The sequence below is a fragment of the Okeania sp. SIO2B9 genome (assembly GCF_010672505.1).
Lineage (GTDB): Bacteria > Cyanobacteriota > Cyanobacteriia > Cyanobacteriales > Microcoleaceae > Okeania > Okeania hirsuta.
In genome coordinates this window covers 1-3168 of record NZ_JAAHGK010000917.1, presented here as the reverse complement: position 1 = coordinate 3168, position 3168 = coordinate 1, and the positions used below count along the sequence as shown (strand labels likewise).

The following is a 3168-nucleotide window of genomic DNA, read 5'->3' as shown; positions in this document are numbered from 1 at the left end:
TGTAGATTTTTATTTTTGCTGATCAATAGATTTAAGGTGACTACTGTTTCTACAACCACAAAAACATCAACTGCTTTAATCTGTAATTCTAGTCTATTGTATCTAATTTGGGAAAAGTCAAGAATGTCATTAACTAGAGTAGAAAGACGACGAGCGCTAGATACAATCATAGTTAAGTTGGAAGTGATGGTTGTATTAATATTTTGGGTTGGTTCTCCTAGAAGAAATTCACCAATACCAATAATGCCATTCAGTGGGGTGCGGAGTTCATGGGAAGTGTTGGCTAAAAATTCGTCTTTGATGCGGTCTAATTTTTTCAGTTCTTGGTTTTTTGCTTCTAGGGTTTCAAAGGAGTTTTTGAGTTGTGTTGCCATCCGGTTAAATGACTGAGCAAGTTCTCCTACTTCATCCCCACGATCAATATCCAGTTGATTTTCCCATTTGCCTTCCGCAATTTTTTTCGCAGCAGAATTAACTTGTAATATTGGTCTAGTAATCCAGTATGCAGTAAATATCCCAACTAAGATAGCGATAATTAGAGCCGTAATACTCAATAAAATAGTAGTTCTGGTATTGGCATCTATTTTTTCCATAAAGTCACTTTCGGGAACCACAACCACCACTAACCAATCAATACCCCGTCCGTCTTTAACTGGGATAACGCTAGCATAGTACCACTTTTTATTAATAAGAAAACTAAATTGTTTGCTGCGATTAACTTTTTCTAAACTACCAAACATTTTTTCTAGGTGAGTTGCCGTAGCACTGACTACAACATTATTGCTGTCAAAAGCGTGCAAGCGTTCTATGTTTCGTTCCCCATTAATTTTAGTAATTACAAAAGGTTCAATATCTTCGGAACTAGCAATTAGATTTCCAGAGTGCTCCATGATAAAGCTTTTGCCATTAGGACTAATCTTTAAGTTGTTGAGAAATTGAGTCATCTCCGTTAAGCGAGTTTCATTACCCAAAACTCCAATTAAATTATCGTCAGAATCAAAAATAGGTTTAACCGCAGCTATATCTAAAGATGTGTTTTTGTCAGAAAAGCTAGGATAAATAGAACTCCATGTAGGTTCACCTATTTTTTCTGCTGCCCGATACCAGGGGCGAATGTGAGGATCATACTTTCTAATTTTCAATAATTTGCTGATATTAGCACGCTCATCTAACAGATAAGTTTCTCGTAATGGTTGAGTAGCTGTAGTCAGAATTCTCAAGACAATATCTCCACTTTCAGGATTAATGTCAACGTTGATAAACTCTCCCTCTTCGTTACTAAAAAAAAGGTCGGTTTCCCACTCCTGATCTTTGACAATTTGCCAAAAGTAGAGCCGTATTGCACCAAAGTCGTAGAGATCAAAGTTGCCACTGGTAATAGCATCATTGGTTATTCTTAGAACTTGATGGGATTTGTCTAGATAATCTAGAACGTGCTGCTGAATACGAGTGCTAATTTCCAAAGTTAACTTACTCGCCAAAGTCTCAACAGATTGTCGTTCATTAGTAAAAGAAAAATATCCCACTAATCCCACAGCAGTAACAATTTGTAGAATAAAAGGGACAATGAGGACAGTTTTTAGAGGAAATCGACTAAACATTTTGCCTAGTGTGAGAGATAGAGGTCTAAATAACATAAAAGCTTTAGGTTTATTTCTAATATATCTCTGAACTTGAATTTGGTTGCTAATTTAAAAAAAAGAATGTTACAAATTATAGGGAACAATTAATAATTAATAATTAATTATTAATTATTAGGGCTTACTGATTAAAATTCAAAGCATTTATAGATAAAGGTTTTAGCTTTTTTAAGTATCAAAAAATGCGAGGTTTTAAGTGGTAATATCATGTTCCCCTTGCAGGGGAGCTGCGCTAACGGATAATCAGTTATAAAAAAAATTTATCCCTTTCAACCTTTTCTTCCCTTCTGCCTTCTGCCTTCTGCCTTCCTTCCTCCAAAGTGTAAGTATTCAACCGAACATTATATAATGGTTCAAAAATGAGCGGATTTTGGTCAAGATTTGGGCAGAAAAATCATTCTGACAAAACTTAGCTCCTACCTCCTCGCATTCCCCTAACTCCTGTCTTCTGTTTCCTGTATCCTGTCTCCTACCCCTACTAAAAGACTTTCCATACGCAAACCCTAATTAGGGCTTGCTGATTAAATCTCAAAGCATTTATAGATAAAAGTTTTAGCCTTTTTATATCTGGAAAAAATACCTAGCTTTCAACTCTTTATGCTCAAAAAGGTGCGCATTTTGGGCAGGAGGGTAGCCCAAAAATTATTTCCCTACTCCCCCGCTCCCCCTACTCCCTACTCCCTACTCCCTACTCCCTTTACTTCTGAGTAAATGCCCAAACCCCATCCCAGTTTTTGGGCACACCAGTTACAGTTAATTTATCAATTCTTTCTAGATAAAGTTGAGCTGTTTTATCTGAATAATTAACGGCTAATACTTTCTCAAAATAATATTTGGCAGTAACAAAATCTCCTAAACGATAAAACTCTATACCCAATGCAAAATCTGCTTGAGTTTTTAATTTTAATTCTCGTACATAATCAATTTCTCCATCTAGAACTTCATAAACATTAATAGCTTTATGTCTACCTTTTACAGATGCACGGTCTAAAAATCTAATTTGATATTTTTCTGTATCTTTCAAACCCTGAAAAGCTGATTCAGAAATTAATAAAGAAACTCCGTAATATTTAGTTAAACTTTCCAAACGAGCTGTCAAATTCACATGATCGGAAAGTGCATCTCCTGACATTCGATTTGGCTCTCCCACAATACCAACCATGATAAAACCTACATGGATGCCAATTCCTACCTGAATTGGGGGTAAACCTTCTGCTTGTTGAATCTGATTATATTCTTGTAATTTCCGAAGTTTACCAATAGCAGCTTGCACAGCATCATCAGTGCCATCAGGAAATACTGCCATAATGCCATCTCCCATAAACTTAATAATTAAACCATTCCGGTCGCGAATTTCTGGGGAAACTTCTTGTAAATAACCATTGACAAAAGCAAAAGTTTCTTGAGGTGTCATGTTTTCAGATATAGTAGTGAAAGAGCGAATATCAGAAAATAAAATTGCCATTTCCTTACTCACACGATCCCCTAATTTCACATCAAGAATATTTTCTTTTGATAGTAATTTTAA

The 3168-nt window shown here is 35.7% G+C and carries 2 protein-coding genes; both read right to left on the bottom strand.

All coding sequences use genetic code 11. The features are described from left to right. Window positions 1-1637: hybrid sensor histidine kinase/response regulator (locus F6K13_RS25395; RefSeq protein ID WP_287288754.1), on the bottom strand; the 1637-nt coding region annotated here is incomplete at its 3' end. A gap of 700 nt (window positions 1638-2337) precedes the next feature. Continuing rightward, window positions 2338-3168, bottom strand: an 831-nt coding sequence (locus tag F6K13_RS25390) for an adenylate/guanylate cyclase domain-containing protein (protein WP_287288752.1), incomplete at its 5' end; no start/stop codon positions are given.